The following is an 18,678-nucleotide window of genomic DNA, read 5'->3' on the forward strand; positions in this document are numbered from 1 at the left end:
CATTATAAATAAATGTCCTGGACAATTTCCAAGCTTTTTCTAACGGTTATCAAGTCTGAATCATTTAAACCCGGCTTCATTTCTATTGAAATATATCCCTCATAATGAATTTCTTTTAGTACTTTTGCAAAAAGCTTATGATTCACTTGACCTTGTTGAATCATATTTAAATGAGGCTCGCTAATATGAAAATGGGTAAGGTATTGGGCTGCTTTTTCAACTGAAGCTTCAATATTTTCTTTGCCAAGAGTCATTCCACCAGCATCTAAATGAAGACCAAATCCTGCATGATTCACTTCTTTTACTAGTTCAATACCTTCTTCAGTATTAGTTATAAAGTCACATCCATAGTCTTTAGGATTGGGTTCAATACAGAATACTGTATTGAACTGATTTGCTTTTTCACCTAAATGATGAAAGAAATCAATCGCAATATCCATCGCTTGCGTACGATTCATTCCACCAACAAGGCGATTCTTCGGTGATCCAAAAACAAAAGCCTTTGCGCCTAGCTCAAATCCTATTTCAATAATTTTACCTAGATATTCAATAGTTTCCATTCTTTTTTGTTTATCTGAAAATATAACCAAATCCGGCCTTCCAAATAAAAGAGATTGAAGCGCAGCAATTCTCACACCATTAGAATTCCAATATTCACGATATTGATTTACAGCCTTTTCAGTTGCTTGAAAAGGGTTTTCCCAAATTTTAGTTGGTGCAACTTCAATGGCTCTAACTGACAATTCATGGAGTATATCTTTAACTGCTTCATCCTCCTTGTATTTCCATGCTAAGTTGGAAATAGACAAGTTCATTGTTTTATCTCCTTTGATATTATTTCATTTTGAACAAATTTTCGAATATCATCTAAAACTTCTTCCTTACTAGCAATGTAATCTGTCTTTTGATTAAATAGGCTAGCGTGCTCCGTTCTCATATCATAAGAAACAGGACTATTACCAACTGTTTGGGTAAACTCTAGATTTAAAGCATATTTTGCTACTTCTTTAACGCTCATAGGTTCAGTTGCAAAATTAATTAAAGAGACATTGTTTTTCATAACAATATCCAAATCACGGCTTAATCGGTCTAAGTTATAAAATTGAAAAATATTTTCACTGTTTATCATTTCAACGCAATTATTGTGGATAAAATCATAGATAATATTTTTCTTTAAACCCTGACCAAATAATCCAGGTAATCGGATAATCCTAACTTTAGGAAAATGCTGACGTACAAACCTTTCCAATAGGAGGCGATGTCTACCGTATGGTTCTAGGCTGTCAACATCTATTTTAGTACTCTCATAAACTTTAGTAGGTTTTTTATAAACGTCCACTGTTGATATTAAGACGAATTCTTTACATGTTACTTCTTCTAAATTGTTAATGAGAAACTGGATATTCGATAAGTCCTCATCCGGAAACTTATTTGCCTTCCATTTTACAGCAGGAGCACCGGCGCATATTAAAAGTTCAAAACTTTCGCCTTTTATTTCACTTATATTTTTGGAATTGTATAATCGATCAAATTTCAGTTTGTTTAGAAGATTGCTTCCAACAAAACCCGTGTAACCAATTAATCCTCTCATATTGGTTAATCTCCCCCCTACACTATATTTTTCTTATCAATGTTTTTATATATAACAGAACTGTTTGTTTCCTCTGAAACATAATAAAGCGAACCCTTCTTAGTTTCTTTTAATACAGAAGAGACAAATACACTAATAATTGATAACAATAAAAACAGGAAAAAAAACATGGTCGTATTTACAAGGGAGCTTGAAACCCATCCAGGTGCAACATCCTTTTTAAATATTGCAACGCCAAAAATATATACCATGTAAACAAGGTTTATAAAGCTAATAAAAAAACCAACTAGGGCAGACCATCTTAAAAGCTTATCCGAATTTGTAACAATTACCTCTAGCGCGAATCCTACTTTATTAACAAAATTGCGTTTATGTCCATTGGTTGTTCTTTTAATTCTGTCATATTTAATTGATGTTTGTTTAAACCCGACTTCCAAATTTAAATATTTTAAGTATCTGCCACGATCACGAATTTGTATTAAGGAATTTACCATTTTTCTACTAAAACAAACAAAATCAGAATAATTCGGATTAATATTATAGCCTGTTAACTTTTTACTAATGCTGTAGAACATTTTTGCTGAAAGCCCCTCAAATAAGGTATCATTGTCTCGATTGTTTCTTTCACCGATGACAAGATCGTATTCAGTCCCAGCTTTTTCTATCATATTTGGAATAAGTGTTGGAGGATCAAAATTCATATCCATTAAAACAACATAATCACCAATAGAATTATCAAGTGCCGCTGTCCGGGCAATTTCTTCATCATATTCCTTTGAAAGAGCTACAAGTCTAATATTTTGGAATTTATTCTGCAGTTCTTTAATTTTCGTACTCGAACAATCACTTGATCCATTATCCACTAAAACCATTTCATAATTTGAATAACGACTAGACAGAATTGCAGATGTCTCTTCAATATAAGATTCAATAATATCCTGACTGTTATTTACAATTGTAACGACTGAGACAATAAAACCATCTTTCTTCATTAGGATATCCCTCCCCAAACTTTTGTATAAAAATAAAAATGTGATTAACCATATTATTTAATGAAAACACCCAAATTAGTCAGGCTATGGATAATTCCCTTTCCATATATAATTTTCTAAAGCCGGAAGCTTTAAATTCTCTCCAGTAAAATTTCACCAAAACTCATTATAATTCAATATCCCTCTAAATTAAACAGGAATCGATTAATTGTTATCAATATTCCATAAAACATCTTGACAATTTTAGGATTTGTATTAAGATTTATCTGTGTTCAAAACTTGAACACAGATAATATTTATTTAGATTTGATTTCATCTTTAGGGTTGTGATTTTTTGTTAGAAAGAGAGTTTAAAATTCTTGGGATTCTCAATAAAAACAGCAGTTTTAGTCAACGTGAGATTGCTTCTCAAGCAAATGTCTCTGTCGGCACGATTAATTCAATAATAAAACAGCTTGTTAAGGATGGATTTATCTCCGTAAAGAAAACAGCAAATACTCAACACTACCTTGTTAGTGAAAAAGGTGTATTGTTTTTAGAGAATTATATTAAAGGAAGTCTTAATAGGAAGATTGTTTTCCCAACCGATGACCACGGTCACATAAATCAAGCAGTGATATTAGCTGCTGGTGAACGCCTCGATTTTAAAAAGCCTGTTGGATTTCTAAACCTTGGAGAGCATACGATTGTTGAGCGAACTATTACATTACTTTATGAATGTGGTATTCAAGATATCGTTATTATTACTGGATACGAAAGTCAATATTATGAAGACCTCGCAAAGCGACATAAAAAACTTCGACTAATAAAAAATAAGAATTATCGATGGACCGGTACTATGAATTCACTAGCTTTAGCACAGGAATTTATCAAAGATGATTTTATCCTCATTGAAAGTGACATCATTTTTGAAAAAAAAGCCCTAGTAGAACTAATCGAAAACAAAAATCGCAATTGCTTGCTTATTACAAACGAAAGTGGCTCAGAAGACGAGGTTTTTGTTGAAATAAGAGATGGTTTTATTTTTAAAATGTCGAAAGATCGCCATCAATTTAACAAAATAGATGGTGAAGTAATCGGGGTTTCGAAAATCTCCAAAGATATTTACGAAAAAATGCTCGAAGAATTCAGTACGAATCAGAATCCATATTTTAACTATGAATATGCCTTACTAGACGTCGCTAGGACATTTAGCATTGGATATACTAAGCTAACGGATTTAATTTGGACTGAAATTGATACAAAATGGCATTATAAAAATTTACTTAATTATATCTATCCGATGTTACTAAAGAAGGAAAAAGACTAAAGGAGGCTGACCCACTTGAGTCAAGTTAAACAGGCAGTGATTTTAGCTGCAGGTGAACGAAAATCTTTTTCAATTCCTGTTGGCTTTTTAGAATTAGAGGAAAGTACCATTATTGAAAGAATCATTACCATTTTAAACGCAAACGGTATTGATCAAATTACCATTACAACCGGTTATAAAAAGGAATTCTACGAAGAACTTGCTAAAAAGAGAAACGTCAATTTAGTTTATTGTGATAAATACAAGTGGACAGGTACAATGAATTCCCTTGCACTTGCAGCGGACTATATTGATGGTGATTTTCTCTTAATTGAAAGTGACATGGTTTTTGAGGAAAGAGCCATTACCTATCTGTTGAATCATCCGAACAGGAACTGTATGTTGCTCACCAGTGAATCAGGTTCAGGTGACGAAGCCTTAGTTGAAATTAGAAACGATTATCTTCACCGAATTTCTAAGGATATCCACCAACTAAATAAAATTGACGGTGAGTTCATTGGACTTTCGAAAATTTCATTAGAAGCCTATCGGCAAATGATTGAGGACTTCAAGTATAACAAAAATCCATATTTCTATTATGAATATGCTCTTTTAAATATTATCAATAAACACAATATTGGCTATGAAAAAGTGGACGATTTAGTGTGGAGCGAAATTGATACTGTTGAACACTACAACAATCTAAAATATATGGTTTACCCAAAACTTAAGCGAAAAGAAATGGAAGTAAGGAAAAAGTATGTCCAAGAGTTACTCTCTGAAGCATTAGATATACAGCCCCAATTTATACGAAATATCGAAAAATTGGGCGGCTTAACCAATAACAACTATAAGGTAAAAATCAACGACAATGAGTATGTTGCAAGAGTTCCTGGAACAGGTACGGAAAAAATAATTGACAGACTGAACGAAAAGATTAATTCATCGATTGCCTACAAGGTTGGGCTTGATAGCCGATCCATTTATTTTAATGAATTTACAGGCTTAAAAATTGTCGATTTTATCGAAAACGCTGAAACATTAAATCCCACTACAGCAAAACGAGAAGACAATATGGAACTAATTGCAAACGTGCTAAAAACTCTTCACACGAGCGGAGAAAAATTCCAAGAGGATTTTGATCCTTTTGTGGGGACGGAATACTATGAGAGAGTTCTATTAGAAGCGAATGGCATGTTATATGATGATTACTTGGATTTGAAAGAAATATTTATGCCTTTAAAAGAGGAGCTAAACCATCTGGGGATTGTGAATGTACCGGGTCACCTTGATGCCCTTCCGGAAAATTTCATTAAGAGCGGGGAAGACAAGCTTTATTTAATTGATTGGGAATACAGCGGAAATTATGACAATTTATATGATGTTGCCGCGGTTTCGCTTGAGTGCAGCTATACAGAGGATGAAGAGGAATTATTCTTTAAAAAGTATTTTGGTAATAATCCTACCGAACAAGAAAGAAGGAAAATAGAAATCCACAAAATAATGCAGGATATGTATTGGAGTATTTGGAGTGCCGCGAAAGTCGCAATGGGAGACCCTTACCTTGCTGATTATACACTTGACCGCTATAACAGAGGGAAAGCGAATTTGTCGAAATACATGAAGACGACTGCTTTATCACAATAAAAGATAGTTTTTGCTAAAAATACAAAGAAATGTGTGGTGGTAAAATGGGTATTATCGGAAATATCGTCATTTATATTATAATGGCTTCAGCAGTAATTGGAGCCATAGCAGCGATCCGCAATGATGAGGACGGCATCGGAAAAGAATTCATCCAAGGACTATATTCTATTGGCCCAATATTTGTACCGGTTGCCGGTATTATGGCATCCGTTCCATATCTGTCACAATTTATCAGTAAGGTGTTTGGACCGGCTTTCGGTGCCATTGGCGCGGACCCGGCAATCGCTGCAACCACGTTCATTGCTGTCGATATGGGCGGGTATCAACTTGCCGATGTACTTGCCGGGTCAAGAGACAGTTGGATTATGGCGATGATCATCGGGTTTATGGCAGGTGCTACCATCGTTTTCAGCATCCCTGTTGGTTTAACAATGCTCGAAAAACGTGATCATAAATATATGGCACTAGGCGTGATGTCAGGTATCCTTAGTGTTCCGCTTGGAGTTTTTATCAGTAGCATCATGATGAAAGTAACTAGCACGAAAGTCCGGGGGGAAGTATCGACAAATTCAGCATCAACGCACATCTTTAACCCTGAATTAGGTACTTTATTATTGAACTTATTACCACTCATAATCGTAGTTATTTTGATTGCCTTAGGTCTGCGTTTAATACCCGACAAAATGATAAAGGGATTTATGTGGTTCGGCAGGTTAATGGATATCGGAATAAAACTTGTCCTAGTATTTTCTATAGTAGAGTATTTTACAGGTATCTTCAGTAAAACATTAGGTGCTTGGGGTTTTGACCCGATTATTGCCGATTCGAAAGATCAGTTCCGTGCCCTGGAGGTGGCCGGATATATTGGCATTATGCTTGCGGGTGCTTTCCCGATGGTCTATATGATTCGGAAGTATTTGGCGAAACCGCTTGAAATAATTGGCGGTAAAATCGGCTTAAGCCCTGAGGGCAGCGCCGGCATACTAGCAGCAGCAGCAAATATTTTAGCCATGTTTAATCTGATTAAACACATGAGACCAAAGGATAAGGTCATCTGCATTTCTTTTTCCGTTACTTCTGCTTTTCTGATTGGTGATCATTTAGCCTTTACAGCAAATTTTCAACCAAATATGATCTTGCCTGTTATGGTTGGAAAACTTAGCGGCGGCATCATTGCGATTATCCTTGCCTATTGGATTTCCGTTCCTAAAGCTTTAGAGCTTGAAAAAATTGATCGTGAAAATGGAGTAATTGGCAAAGAAGAATACCTTAAAAAGGTGCCATCCAAATATAAGAAGGCATTATAAAGTTAAACTTCTATTTAGCCTTTAAAAGGAAGTGGAGGAAAACGATCGTTTCCCTCCACTTCCTTTTTTGTTTTACGATTTTTCTCTACAGGAAATTTATTGTTCAAAAATCGAATGGAAAGATAACCCATTCCATTGTTAACCAGAGGATATTACTTTATATATTTAATAGAGATTTAATTAAGATAACTATTTACAATTAATGGGCCGATTGTTATGATAATATTGTTCAAAATATGAACAACTAAAATGATATATATAATATAACTTAAAATCTAAATGGTTATAAGTAAAAGCTACTATACTTTTAAAAAGGGATGAAGAAGATGCAATCCATAATTTTAGCAGCCGGAATGGGGAAAAGGCTTAAAGAGTTAACGAATAATAATACAAAGTGCATGGTGAAAGTTAACGAAGTAACGATGATTGAAAGAACACTCAAACAACTTGATCGCTTACATTTGTCCAAGATTGTCATTGTTGTAGGTTACAAAGGTGATGAATTAATCGATTTTATTTCTACTTTACATATAGAAACACCGATCGACTATGTCCACAATGATATATATGATAAATCAAACAATATCTATTCACTATTTTTGGCCAAGGATTACCTACTAAAGGAAGATACACTATTACTCGAATCAGACTTGATTTTTGAAGATGCGGTTTTAAACAAAATTGTGGAAGATCCGTATCCTAGTCTTGCTCTTGTTGCGAAATACGAAAGTTGGATGGATGGTACGGTTGTTACGCTTGATGGGGATAACAATATAAAAAACTTTTTAGGTAAAAAGGATTTTAACTATGAGGATATTCAAAACTATTATAAAACAGTCAATATCTATAAGTTTAGCAAAGAATTTTCTACCACCCATTATGTACCTTTCCTAGAAGCCTATAGTAAAGCGCTTGGGAATAACGAGTATTATGAACAGGTGCTAAAGGTTATCACCTTATTAGATAAACCTGAAATTAAAGCAAGTATCCTTGGCGATGAGTCTTGGTATGAAATAGATGATGTCCAGGATCTTGACATTGCCGAATCCATTTTCACTACTTCTGCTGAAGACAAGCTGAAAAAAATCTCGAGTAGGTATGGCGGTTACTGGAGATATCCGGGTTTGATAGACTTTTGCTATCTGGTTAATCCCTTCTATCCATCACCAAGATTACTCGATGAAATCAAAGCTAATTTTGATCGCTTAGTGATCGATTACCCGTCAGGAATGGGTGTCAACAGTTTGTTGGCTGCAAAATATTTCGGATTAAAAAAGGAACATGTGGTTGTCGGGAATGGTGCGGCAGAGCTTATTAAATCATTAATGGAAAGGCTTCCAGGTAAAATAGGCATGGCTAATCCGACGTTTGAGGAGTATCCAAACCGTAAGCGCCCGGAAGATGTTGTTCCGTTTTATCCTACTAACAACAATTATTCTTATACAGCTTCTGACTTAATTGATTTTTATGAGGATAAGGACATATCGGTTCTGCTGTTGATCAATCCGGATAATCCATCCGGGAACTATATTGAAAAAGCGGATGTCCTGCACCTTGCTAGATGGGCTGAAAATAAGGGAATTACGTTTATTGTCGATGAGTCTTTTGTGGATTTCGCGGATGAGGAAGCAGCGACTCTATTAGATGGGACTGTATTAAACAGCTATCCAAAACTTATTGTCATAAAGAGTATTTCAAAATCTTATGGCGTACCGGGACTTCGCCTAGGAGTACTTGCTGCACATGACCAGGAGCTTATTGACTTTATAAAGAAGGATGTTGCTATTTGGAATATCAATTCCTTCGGAGAATTTTATATGCAAATTTTTGAAAAGTATAAGAGTGACTATGAAACGGCGATGAGAAGGTTTAAAGAGGTCAGAAGGAAATATGTGAAGGATCTTGCAAGTGTTCAAAACCTACGCGTTATCCCGTCACAGGCAAACTATGTCATGTGTGAAGTTCTTGGGTCCCATACAGCCAAGGGGCTAACGGAAGTGCTTCTTGCTAAGAATAATTTATTCATAAAGGATTTATCGCAAAAGAACGGATTCGATGGAGAATATATTCGGATCGCCGTTAAACGACCTGAGGAAAACGAAAAAATGGTGAATGCCTTAAAGGTAATATTGGGTTCTGAAGATATTGTTGAATCTAAACCAGCCGAGATGCTAGTCGAATAAAATCAGCATTCAATGTAGGTGGAAAATATGGAAATTAAGTTACTTGAAAAATCATATCTTAATGTGAGTGGTAAATTATATGATTCTGAATTCATTAATTTAACTAATATTAAAGATAATAGAATTGCCCTTGATGAAAGCACTCTTTTTCTTAATGAAAAGGAAAAGGAATTATTAAATATCCAGCCCATTATGAATTTTAATGATGCAGTATATGTATTTAAATATGAGAATATCTATGGCATGATCTGTGATGTCCCGATTACGGAGTATCACAGCGGCAGAATCAAGTGCCATGAATTGGTCATACCTGATATTGTTCAAGGAATGCTCAGTAACCTCCACGGGTATAACTGTGAGGCTGCTCCTATTCTGCTTGGGCATGGGAAAAGGGTGGACTATGAATCTTATATTCATGAGCTGAAATTTACTGAGAACTTTGTGCTGGATGGGATAGAAATATTTGTATTTTGCGGGGAAGAAGCGAGGAAAATTATAGAGGAATTTTCAGATGAAGAAAATTTGTATGTGGCTGATGGGCATCACCGATTATATACAACTTCGCTGGCTAGCTTTAAGAATTCCGTTCTGTCCTGCTTAATCAGTTTCGACTATTTGGATATTTTGCCCATCCATCGGGTAATTCCACATGTCGATGCCCAATTATTCGAAAAGGCCAAGGAGTTTATTTTTAAAAAATTTGAGATTATGCCGGAAGATACACCACTTTCAAAAGGGAAAATTCGGATTGAATATGATGAGGAAAAATTTGTAGTCAATCTCATCGACCTGAATTCTGATGCCTTTTGGAATAATGATATTTACCGGTTAAATACGCAAATCATTTCCCAAGCTTTCCGTATCTTTGATACTAACAGCTTAAGATATCTTTCTGATTCAGAATTTATCAAGTATAAACAAGATGCAATGAAAAATGATGTTTTAATTGAAACTTACCCAGTGGACAATGAGGAATTTGTGGAATGCGCTGATAACAATTGCATCATGCCGCCAAAATCAACATGGTTTTCACCAAAGTTTCCATCGTTTTTAATTTTTAAGCAGTATAAATAATTTCACGAACGGTCCAATAAGAAAAAATCGACCCACTCTCCTTTTTTGAGAAGAGTGGGTCGGTTTTTTCTTATATTCAGTTCCTTTGACTCCTCATAAAAATAATCACCTACTAGAGATTTTGCAAGGTACTGATAATGTTCTGATTTATTCGTTATGCGAGAATTGCAGTATTGTTTCAATTTCTACGCCATTATTTTCACCCTTTTCAATGAATGTTTGAAATTGTAGACATTGGACTTAAGCTTATGATAGTATTTTCGATTATGGAATGCTTCACTGAATTCTTAATCAAGCTTTAAAAGTAAGAAGGCATTGTAGTGAGAAATATGTCAGTGGGTATAATAATTATTATAATAAATTTATTAAATGATTTTCAGAAAGGTGACATAATGAGAGCAATTATTCTAGCTGCAGGTATGGGAACAAGACTTAGACCGTTGACAAATGATACACCCAAATCGTTAGTAAAAGTCGCAGGTGAACCCATGGCTGAAAGACAAATAAGATTTCTAAAAGAAAAAGGGATCCATGAGATTATTGTTGTGACAGGCTACCTACACGAAAAATTCGAGTATTTAAAGGAAAAATATGGTGTTACCCTTATTCACAATGATAAATATCATTTGTATAACAACATTTATACGATGTATCTTGTAAGGGAGTATCTTCAGGATTCCTATGTAAACGATGCCGATGTTTTCTTAACCTCTAATTTCTTAAGAAATGATTTGCAGCATTCTGCCTTCTTTGGCGGAATTAAACACAATTTTAAGCAAGAGTGGATTTTAAAATATGATGAAAACGACTGGATTCAAGATGTGATTGTCGCTGATGGTACTGATTACATTAATTCCGGCATTACTTATTGGACGAAGGAAGATGGGCTATTACTAAAGAGGAAGCTTGAGGAAGCTATTGAAGACGGACATTTCAAGGATTTATATTGGGATAATATCGTTCAGGCCAATATCCCTAATCTTCATGTAAAGATTTCAAAAATCAACACAAACGACTGGTTTGAAATTGATTCCCTTGAAGATTACAAAAAGGCCAATCAATTTCTTCAAACAAAGGCTTAATAAATGCTAGAAAGCAGCTGCATGAAAATAATTCAGCTGCTTTATTCTAGCTTAACTATTTAAAGATGGATTATCAATCCAATACAAGTTCCTTCCCCCATTTCCATCAACCCAGTTATCACGCCCAACATTGTGCCAGTCACCTTCACGTCCAAAAACGTTAAATTCCTCGCCTACATAGGTATCCCGAACAAATTCCGAATGATGACTAGGGGCTTTTCTTATATCTGTCTTCACAAGGGCACGGACGCGTTGAATGATTGTATGACTCTGAACAAACACAGGTTCGACAAGGGGCAATTGATTTACCACCCCCTCATTGTTATTTATCATATTAATAAAGTCATTCCAGCTTATCCCCCTCTCTCCACTACGAAGATATCTTGGACAGTTTTTGCCCGTCCAGTGATTATGCTGAACGACATTTGAGATTGAAATATTGAATTGCCCCATTAGGCGCTTGGTTACCTCAGCAGTATTCTAAACCGCCTTTTGAAAATTTCCATCCGCATTAACACAAATTTCAATATGAATGGATGTTTGATTGCCCGGTCCGTTACGGCCGTCACCGGCAGCCCAAGCTATTTCATTGAATGGTATTGATTGGATAGCTTCATGGTCATCAATTTGAAGGTGCCATGATGCTGTACGGTCATTTCCGCGCTCTTGCAAACGAGCGTGAGCACTTGCGTCTGCCCCTGCACCTGGATTATCAGTTTCATGGATGGTGATGTATTTAGGGATCATTTTTATGCCCGGGCGAGTTTCTTTATTAGACGCAGGAATAAATCGTTGAATAATATTCATACATATCATCTCCTTATAAACTATATATGCTTAAAGCCTCCAATTGGTTAGGGATTAGTTGTTTGGAACTACCCTCTTTAGCAAAAATAGGTACATGGACCCATTTTAAAATGTGTCTATCATTTGCATTAATTTAATATTTTAAAAATAGGAATCTAATATACTATTTAAAAAATTAAAGTTATAATACTTTTGTAACTACTAATATTGTCGAAAGGTGGAGACATAGTGAAAAAGGGTACAAAGAATAAGTTCAATGGTATAGTAGTTTCTGCTTTAGCATTAGGAATGCTAGCAAGTCCGTTAGGTGGAATTTCCGCCAAGGCAGCAGAAACTCAGCCAACAAAAGCTTTATCTAATGATGCATTCGCAAAGTTAAATAGTGTGAACTCATCATTGCTTAATCGGATTGAAGGGGCAGACCGTTATGGAACAGCGGTGCAAATATCTAAAAAAGGCTGGGAATCCTCAGACTATGTTATCGTTGTAAGAGGCGATGATTTTGCTGATGCTTTAGCTGCTGCACCATTAGCCTACCAACATGGTGCTCCAATTTTATTAACACGTACAGATGCAATAGATGCATCAACAAAACAAGAGATTAAAAGATTAGGTGCCACTCATGCAATTATTGTAGGCGGAAAGAGTGCCGTTTCCAAAAACGTATATAAAGAATTATCAACTAATTTAAAACTTTGGGTCAAACGAATTGAAGGTGCGAACCGTTTTGAAACAGCTGCTGCTATAGCTGCGGAACTAGGCAGTAAATCGGGCAAAGCAATCCTTGTGAATGGCCGTAATTATCCTGATGCGATTTCTGTTGCGCCATATGCAGCTAAAAATGGACTTCCCATCCTTTTAACAGAAACCGACGGGATTCCTCAAGCAACTATGGAAGCGCTTAAGAATGTAACGGATACTATTTTAATTGGTGGCAATGCAGCAATCAGCGAAAAGGTTGCAAGTACTGTTAAGAATCCGCAGCGTATTGGTGGAGAAACTAGGTTTGAAACATCCTTAAAGATTGCTACAGAACTAGATCAGGTAAAAGACAGTGTGTTTGTTGCTACAGGAAGAAACTTTGCTGATGCACTTGCAGGTTCAGTGCTTGCAGCAAAAGAAGACGCACCAATCCTTCTAACAGAGGTGAACGAACTTCCTGCTGGAGTAGCCGACGTGGCTACAGATAAAAATGTAACAATCCTTGGTGGAACATCTGCCGTATCCCAAAATGCGATTAAACCATTAGTCAGATATTCATTAAATATCATGCATACCAATGACACACATGCAAACATTGATAATGTCGCTAAAAAAATGACGGCGATTAAGTCAGTTCGTGCAGAAAAGCCGGATGCATTATTACTTGATGCTGGTGACGTTTTCTCTGGAACATTGTATTTTAATGAATATCAAGGTTTAGCAGATTTGGAGTTTATGGAATTAGCCGGCTATGATGCGATGACATTCGGAAACCATGAATTTGATATGGGAACTGGTGTATTAAGTAATTTTGTTAAGGAAGCTTCCTTCCCATTCGTTAGCTCTAACGTAAACTTTACGAACGATGCTAATTTAAAATCTCAATTCCATAATGATGTAATCACAGATAAACCTGAAGGCGGGGACATTTACGATGGCATCATTAAAGAGGTAAATGGAGAAAAGGTTGGGATTTTCGGCTTAACAACGGCTGAAACGCCAACGATTTCAAGCCCTGGAGACGGTGTAGCTTTTGAAAATTATATTGATGAGGCAAAAGAATCTGTTGCTGCCCTAAAAGAAAAAGGCGTTAACAAGATCATTGCCTTAACACATATTGGTTATGATGATTCAAGTGTCTGGGACAATGACTTAGAATTAGCGAAACAAGTTGAAGGAATCGATGTCATCGTTGGCGGCCACTCTCATACAAAACTAGATAATCCAGTATTTGATGAAACTGGTGACGAGCCAACTGTTATTGTACAAGCAAACGAATACAACAAGTTCTTAGGGACATTGGATGTAACGTTTGATGCTGACGGTAAGGTAATCGTTCCAAAAACAACGGGGAAACTACTTGATATAACTACTTACGCAGAAGATGCAGAAACAGCAGAAATTCTAAATACAAAATACAAACCGGCTGTTGATGAAAAGAAAGCGACAGTGGTTGGTACAGCTGTTGTTCCACTAGTAGGTGGAACTCCACCAGCACGTACAGTGGAAACAAACCTTGGTAACTTCATTACTGATGGTATGCTTGCAAAGGCACAATCAATCAATCCTGATACTTTGATTGCCGTTCAAAATGGTGGCGGAATTCGGGTAACTCTTCCTGCTGGTCAAGTTACATTAGCTGATGTTCTTAGAGTCCTTCCATTCGGAAACACTTTGGGCATTATGGATCTTAAAGGCAGTGAAGTAAAAGAAGCACTGGAATACAGCGTAAAAGATGCGCCATCTACTGCATTTGGCGGCTTCTTACAAGTATCTGGTTTGAAATTCACTTATGACAGCACAAAGCCAGTTGGTGAAAAAGTTCAAACAATCGATGTAAAAGGTAAAGATGGGAACTATACAGCATTAGACCTTGAGAAACATTACTATGTAGCAACTAATGTCTTTACAGCTAAAGGCGGGGACGGATTTACGATGTTCGGTAAAGCATACACTGAAGGGCGTGTAAGTGAGCCAGGATTTGTGGATTGGGAAATGTTCAATGACTACATTGCAACGCAGCAAGATAAAAAGGTCAATCCTCAAGTGGAAGGACGTATCGTAAACGTAGCATCACAAACAGTTCCTGCTGCATCCTTCAGCGGTACTGCAGCGAATCCAAAGGTATACTTTGGAAACGTGGTTGTTGATGTAACAGGTGTTTCTAAGCTTGAATACGCAACAGTAAAAGGAAACCTGACTATTAAAGGTGGTACTACGGTAGATCTTTCTACCGTAACGGTTGAAGGCGAAACTAATTTTGAAGATTAATAAAAAATAGAGTAGGAGGGGAATTTTAATCCCCGACCTCTCACACCACTGTACGTACGGTTCCGTATACGGCGGTTCAATCTTTTAAGTATCTAAGCTCATAAAGTTGGGAAATGTCTTTCAATCCCCACTTTGTGAGTTTTTCTTTTGTTATCGCTTGATGTAGGATTTCACTTTTGGATATGCGCCAATATCCCTTCCGGGAATTAGCTAATTTCATGGCATCGTCATGACTGATTCCATATTTGCGAAGCATTCTGTATTTGGTCTTTGGCTTTTTCCATCGCTTCCAAATGAGTTGTCTAAGTCGGTGGTTTAACCACTTCCGGATGTTAATGATAAATTGTTTCATACGAGCTATACCGTAGTAGTTAATCCATCCAGTGGTTAACTGGTTTATCTTCTTGATGATTTCTTCGAAAGTTCCCGGTTGTTTTCGACTGGTCGACTTTCTCAATTTATCTTTAAATCGTTGTTTTGCCGACTTGCTAGGTCGGCAACCGACTTTCCCATGAGGTTTTGTAGATTGAAACCAAGGAATGTAGCCGAAGTTGCCCCACAGACTTTACTTTTCTTTTGGTTAATGGTTAGTCCAAGGTCACTTTCGATATAGCTAGTGACACTGTTCATTACCCTTTCTCCAGCTCGTTTGCTTTTGACATAGATGACGAGGCAAGTAGACCACTGGAACCTCCCCAGTAGCCCCTCTTAGAACCGGACGTGAACCTCTCGACTCATCCGGCACCCATTATTCAGCCGTTGGCTTGATACCCAATTCCCAGTGTTTAAAGAATCTAGGATTTTGTTTGGCAATTCTACCGAGAAAATGCTCTGCCCTTTTCTTATGTCGAGCGAACTTTTTATATTTCTTTCGTGCCCACATGATTAAAGCTTTATTTATATGCCTTAATGTTGAGTACATTTCAGATTTGTAGAACTTGCCATAGAAGTTAATCCATCCTTTAATCTTAGAGTTAAACATATTCGATAGGTCCGTAAGGTCCTTTTCCGCTTTTAATTGAAGCTTCCAGTCTCTAACCTTTTGCCGAATTGATTTCTTGGATTTATTACTAATGGCAGGTGTAAAGTTTATAAAATGCTTTCCCCATTTATTCTTCGAACGTCTTGGTCTGAACGTATATCCTAGAAAATCAAACGAAATGTTGTCGTGATTTTCCTTTCTATCTTCATCCTTACAATATACAATTCTTGTTTTGGTCGGATGTAGTTCAAGTTTACATTCGTTCATCCTGTTGTTTAATGATTCAAGCAACTTTATTGCTTCATCTTCTGTCTTACAGTGGATAACTACATCATCTGCATATCTTGCGAATGGATTATTTGGATGTTTAATAGTCATCCATTTATCAAATGTGTAATGAAGAAATAGGTTCGCAAGAACAGGACTTATGACTCCACCTTGCGGTGTGCCAGAAGTGCGTTCTTTTAAACCGTCTTTCATTTGAAAAGGTGCTTTTAGCCATCTTTCAATATATAGTTTCACCCATTTAATATTTGTGTGCTTTTCCACTGCTTTCATTAGTAATCCATGATCAATGTTGTCAAATAAGCCTTTAATATCAAATTCTAGCACCCAGTTGTATTTCCAACACCTTTTACGAGTTATCTCCAATGCTTGAATAGCACTTTTATTAGGTCTATAGCCATATGAATCTTCGTGAAAGAAAGGTTCGACCGAGGGTTCAAAATACAGCTTTGCAACCATTTGTGCAATTCTATCTGCAACAGTTGGGATACCTAGTGTTCTGGTTCCACCAGTTTTCTTCGGTATCTCTACAGCTTTTACAGGTGGAGGAAAGTAACTTCCAGAGGACATCCTGTTCCATAGTTTATAAAGATTATCCTTTAGGTTCAATTCAAATTCTAGTATTGACTCTTCGTCAATTCCAGCTGACCCTTTGTTTGCTTTAACTCTAAGAAAGGCTTCATAGACCACCTTTTTGGATATCTTGTACGGCTTTGTTTTATTCATAAGTTCCTCCCACTAAAATGGTTGACTTGCTCATAAAACTGAATAACATAACCCCTTTGCTCTACCTCCGTTAGGAGGTTTCATTGCTACTACGAGTTATTCCGCCCCTATACATGGCATTGGTACTCTGATTCTTGTGGGGCTTCCACTTGAATTTCTCCCTTAGCATCCATGTCGTAGGTTCCCACGTTCCACACTCAAGCCTATATTAAGTTCACGCCGCCTTTATACCGGTCACCGAACGGACAGTAAACAGGTTCCTTCCGAACTCATCCTGAGTTAACGACTCCCCCTCAGTTTTGATGACATCCCTACGCTTTCGATACTTCTTCAGCGGTTCAATGGTTTTCGTCTCCTTAATATGTACCTGACAAAGTCTTGCTTTGCCTTTTCCTTAACGCTCAATACCATAGCTTTTGACTATAGCACCTTAAGGTGGCTTGCAACCTCTACCTGTATAGCGATTGCGAGAGGCCTACTCTCATCTTGAGTGCAGCATAGCTTCCTTGTGTGCTTACGCACACCTTGGTTGCTTTCGTGGCACACAGTCATCTGCGTATCTAATAAAACGGTGTCCTCTCTCTTCTAGTTTTCTGTCTAATTTGTTCAAATAGACATTTGCTAAAATGGGGGATAACGGTCCACCTTGCGGTGCTCCCTCTGTGGTTTCAATATAGATATCTTTGTCTAGAATACCTGAGCGAAGGAATTTCCAAATCAATTTAAGAACGGTTTTATCCGAGATGAACTCTTCCAAATATGCTCGAACTTTTTGGTGGTGGATTGTGTCAAAGTAGCTTCTTAAGTCGCAGTCCACTACTACTCGGTATCCTTCATGATAATGCTGTTCGGCAAGTTTAATTGCCTGGTGTGCATTCCTACCTTTACGAAAACCAAAGCTATTGTCAGAAAAGTATGGGTCTATTATTGGTTCAATTACTTGGAGGATAGCTTGTTGTACCACTCTATCCAACACACAAGGTATCCCCAAATATCTTTTGGAACCGTCTGATTTTGGAATGGCAACCCTTCTAACGGGTTGGGGCTGGTAAGTCCCATCCAAAAGCTTCTGTTTAAGAGGTTGGAATTGCTTTTCCATATGTGTTTTCAATTGATATACGGTAATCCCATCAACCCCGGGAGCTCCTTTGTTACTTTTCACCTTTTCATATGCTTTCCAAAGGTTTTCATTTGCGATAACTTTGTTGATTAATTTGATACCATCTTGTTCTTTCATATCCATGTCGGCATCCCTACGCACTCCTATGTACCTTTCGGTTTCCAACCTATTTCTTCATAGGTAGCCATCTTTTGGTCTATACCTTGATGTTTTCTACGATTAGGCGGGGTGCCTACACCTCCTTGTTTTCCAAGATTTAAGATTGTTCAGTCCTTCATTTCCAAAGGAAACTACTATGACCTCTGCTGACTTCTCACGATAAATCTTGTTTCAACCGAGCAAATTCGCTCGTCCGTGAGACCTCCCCGGGTATGAGCGATAACCTTCTTCTCATGTAACTGCTATATTTACTGTATGGGATTTGGGCAGTATTGGACTTTATCTTGTTATGCAGACTCATCCGTCCCAATTCAGCCTTGTATATAGTTTCTGTTCGTCAGTTCGAGAATTTGCCGCCGGCTTCCTTCAGATTCCTCCTCGCGGAGGACACCCTTGCCATTAGCTAACAGTTCCTACTGCCAAGCCTGTAGTGGACTTGCACCACCAAGTTATCGCCCATGC

Annotated in this window: 16 protein-coding genes; 7 read left to right on the forward strand and 9 right to left on the reverse strand. The window is 37.1% G+C overall.

Features of this window, described 5'->3' with window-relative positions; all coding sequences use genetic code 11:
- Window positions 1–2: 2 nt before the first annotated feature.
- From RCG19_RS06160 to RCG19_RS06170, 3 genes are read right to left on the reverse strand one after another with little or no spacing between them, the layout of a single operon-like run.
- A complete protein-coding gene (locus RCG19_RS06160; protein ID WP_308110082.1) occupies window positions 3–815 on the reverse strand; it encodes a sugar phosphate isomerase/epimerase family protein in 813 nt (270 codons plus the stop codon).
- Window positions 812–1,591 (reverse strand): NAD-dependent epimerase/dehydratase family protein, encoded by a 780-nt coding sequence (locus tag RCG19_RS06165; protein WP_308110083.1) that lies wholly within the window; start codon window positions 1,589–1,591, stop codon window positions 812–814. Before RCG19_RS06165 ends, RCG19_RS06160 begins: the two co-directional genes overlap by 4 nt.
- A gap of 17 nt (window positions 1,592–1,608) precedes the next feature.
- Window positions 1,609–2,583 (reverse strand): glycosyltransferase family 2 protein, encoded by a 975-nt coding sequence (locus RCG19_RS06170; RefSeq protein ID WP_308110084.1) that lies wholly within the window; start codon window positions 2,581–2,583, stop codon window positions 1,609–1,611.
- Window positions 2,584–2,917: 334 nt separating this feature from the next.
- Between RCG19_RS06170 and RCG19_RS06175 the strand changes: the two genes are divergently transcribed.
- The 6 genes from RCG19_RS06175 to RCG19_RS06200 all read left to right on the forward strand — a co-directional run bounded on the left by RCG19_RS06175 (window position 2,918) and on the right by RCG19_RS06200 (window position 11,164).
- Window positions 2,918–3,892 (forward strand): winged helix-turn-helix transcriptional regulator, encoded by a 975-nt coding sequence (locus tag RCG19_RS06175; protein ID WP_308110086.1) that lies wholly within the window; start codon window positions 2,918–2,920, stop codon window positions 3,890–3,892.
- Between the two features lie 15 nt (window positions 3,893–3,907).
- Window positions 3,908–5,518, forward strand: coding sequence for an NTP transferase domain-containing protein (locus RCG19_RS06180; protein ID WP_308110087.1), 1,611 nt, complete (start codon window positions 3,908–3,910; stop codon window positions 5,516–5,518).
- A 44-nt stretch (window positions 5,519–5,562) separates the two neighbouring features.
- The gene (gene eutH / locus RCG19_RS06185) at window positions 5,563–6,825 is read left to right on the forward strand and encodes an ethanolamine utilization protein EutH (protein WP_308110088.1); all 1,263 of its coding nucleotides are present in this window, start codon (window positions 5,563–5,565) and stop codon (window positions 6,823–6,825) included.
- A gap of 326 nt (window positions 6,826–7,151) precedes the next feature.
- Window positions 7,152–9,008, forward strand: coding sequence for an aminotransferase class I/II-fold pyridoxal phosphate-dependent enzyme (locus RCG19_RS06190; protein WP_308110089.1), 1,857 nt, complete (start codon window positions 7,152–7,154; stop codon window positions 9,006–9,008).
- Window positions 9,009–9,035: 27 nt separating this feature from the next.
- Window positions 9,036–10,082, forward strand: coding sequence for a DUF1015 family protein (locus RCG19_RS06195; protein WP_308110090.1), 1,047 nt, complete (start codon window positions 9,036–9,038; stop codon window positions 10,080–10,082).
- A 392-nt stretch (window positions 10,083–10,474) separates the two neighbouring features.
- Window positions 10,475–11,164 carry a sugar phosphate nucleotidyltransferase gene (locus RCG19_RS06200; RefSeq protein ID WP_308110091.1) on the forward strand — a complete coding sequence of 230 codons (690 nt, stop codon included), beginning with the start codon at window positions 10,475–10,477 and terminating at the stop codon, window positions 11,162–11,164.
- Window positions 11,165–11,215: 51 nt separating this feature from the next.
- Here the strand turns inward: RCG19_RS06200 and RCG19_RS06205 are convergent, their stop codons facing one another.
- Window positions 11,216–11,464, reverse strand: a complete 249-nt coding sequence (locus RCG19_RS06205) for a hypothetical protein (protein ID WP_308110092.1) — start codon at window positions 11,462–11,464, stop codon at window positions 11,216–11,218.
- Between the two features lie 180 nt (window positions 11,465–11,644).
- Window positions 11,645–11,971, reverse strand: coding sequence for a peptidoglycan recognition protein family protein (locus RCG19_RS06210; RefSeq protein ID WP_308110093.1), 327 nt, complete (start codon window positions 11,969–11,971; stop codon window positions 11,645–11,647).
- Window positions 11,972–12,199: 228 nt separating this feature from the next.
- On the opposite strand from RCG19_RS06210, the gene RCG19_RS06215 reads away from it, so the two are divergent.
- A complete protein-coding gene (locus RCG19_RS06215; protein WP_308110094.1) occupies window positions 12,200–14,944 on the forward strand; it encodes a cell wall-binding repeat-containing protein in 2,745 nt (914 codons plus the stop codon).
- A 76-nt stretch (window positions 14,945–15,020) separates the two neighbouring features.
- Here RCG19_RS06215 and RCG19_RS23680 read toward each other — a convergent pair whose 3' ends face one another.
- The 4 genes from RCG19_RS23680 to RCG19_RS06230 form a co-directional block, all read right to left on the reverse strand.
- Window positions 15,021–15,401 (reverse strand): group II intron maturase-specific domain-containing protein, encoded by a 381-nt coding sequence (locus RCG19_RS23680; RefSeq protein WP_374049581.1) that lies wholly within the window; start codon window positions 15,399–15,401, stop codon window positions 15,021–15,023.
- Window positions 15,398–15,574, reverse strand: a complete 177-nt coding sequence (locus RCG19_RS06220; RefSeq protein WP_308110095.1) for a hypothetical protein — start codon at window positions 15,572–15,574, stop codon at window positions 15,398–15,400. Before RCG19_RS06220 ends, RCG19_RS23680 begins: the two co-directional genes overlap by 4 nt.
- A 118-nt stretch (window positions 15,575–15,692) precedes the next feature.
- Window positions 15,693–16,937, reverse strand: a complete 1,245-nt coding sequence (gene ltrA, locus RCG19_RS06225; RefSeq protein WP_308110096.1) for a group II intron reverse transcriptase/maturase — start codon at window positions 16,935–16,937, stop codon at window positions 15,693–15,695.
- Window positions 16,938–17,451: 514 nt separating this feature from the next.
- Complete coding sequence (locus tag RCG19_RS06230) at window positions 17,452–18,180, reverse strand: reverse transcriptase domain-containing protein (protein ID WP_308110097.1); 729 nt, start codon at window positions 18,178–18,180, stop codon at window positions 17,452–17,454.
- Window positions 18,181–18,678 lie beyond the last annotated feature (498 nt).

The organism is Neobacillus sp. OS1-2 (assembly GCF_030915505.1).
Lineage (GTDB): Bacteria > Bacillota > Bacilli > Bacillales > Cytobacillaceae > Neobacillus.